Source organism: Idiomarina sp. 017G, assembly GCF_004362265.1.
Taxonomy (GTDB): Bacteria; Pseudomonadota; Gammaproteobacteria; order Enterobacterales; family Alteromonadaceae; genus Idiomarina; species Idiomarina loihiensis.
This window is the reverse complement of the sequence record NZ_SNWT01000021.1, coordinates 1-1013: the sequence shown is the minus strand read 5'-3', so window position 1 is coordinate 1013 and position 1013 is coordinate 1. Positions and strand designations below refer to the sequence as shown.

The window sequence follows — 1013 nt, the reverse complement described above, 5'->3', positions numbered from 1 at the left end:
CCTGACGTGAACGTCATATATGGTCCCCTCCCGTTTTGCAACGGCAACTCGTGGTAAATGTCGGGGCGCTCGCATATATACGGCCTGTTTATGGTGCGCGCTTTGCGCACCTGGCCTGGATGAACTCCGCACGACAACTGGCTTATCAGGCTAACGTACTTTATGTACGGACGTTCAACAGTCTCAGTTGTCGTCGGTTTACCCTATTTTACCATCCTGTTGACGTTTGCAACTCCCGGAAGGAATGAACCTTCGCTGTGCTCTTTTACTGAATGCTGTTAAGCAGCAGTCATCCGGTAATCTTCTTTATTCTTTAACATCGCCCAGATTATCCGGGCGTGCTTGTTAGCCAGTGCCACCGCTGCAACGTTGTTGCCTCTGCGTTTAGCGACATCCTGTGCCCAGAGGCTCAGCCTGTCGTGGCGCTGTTGTGCCACCCGCAGTGCCGAGCGGGCGCCATGCACCAGCAGTGTCCTGAGTTTGGTGTTCCCTTTTTTGGTAATACCGCCTAAACGGTCTTTACCGCCACTGCTGTTTTGCCGTGGTACCAGTCCCAGGTATTCCGACAGGTTGCGGCCGCGTTTAAATTCACTCACATCACCTATCAGTGCCAGCAGCGAGGTCGCTGTTATCGGTCCGATACCCGGCAGGGTCATCAGCCGCTGACTGTCTTCATTCCTTTCGGCCTGTGTCGCTAAGTGCTTATCCAGCGCTTTAACTTCTTCATCCACCGCTCGCAGCATCTGATAGAGCCGGTTGATGAGGTCCCGTGACTGAAGCGTCAGCGCATTGCTGTCGTCTTCCAGTACCTCCGGTACTCTCTGTAATATCGTACCGACTCGCTTCGGTAAAAGAATGCCGTATTCGGCCAGTTGCCCCCGCAACCTATTCGAGAACTGCGTTCTCGTCTGCACGAAGCCTTCCCGCTGATTGACCATCAATGCTAAGTCCTGCTGCTCAATGCTTTTCAGCCTGACCGTCTGACGGTTGGGTCGTGATGCCGCCTCGGCTAT

The 1013-nt window shown here is 53.9% G+C and carries 1 protein-coding gene; it reads right to left on the bottom strand.

Annotation, left to right across the window (positions count from 1 at the left end):
* Nucleotides 1–278: 278 nt before the first annotated feature.
* Nucleotides 279–1013 (bottom strand): IS110 family transposase (locus tag DEU30_RS13565; RefSeq protein WP_133493662.1); only part of this gene is annotated, 735 nt, incomplete at its 5' end.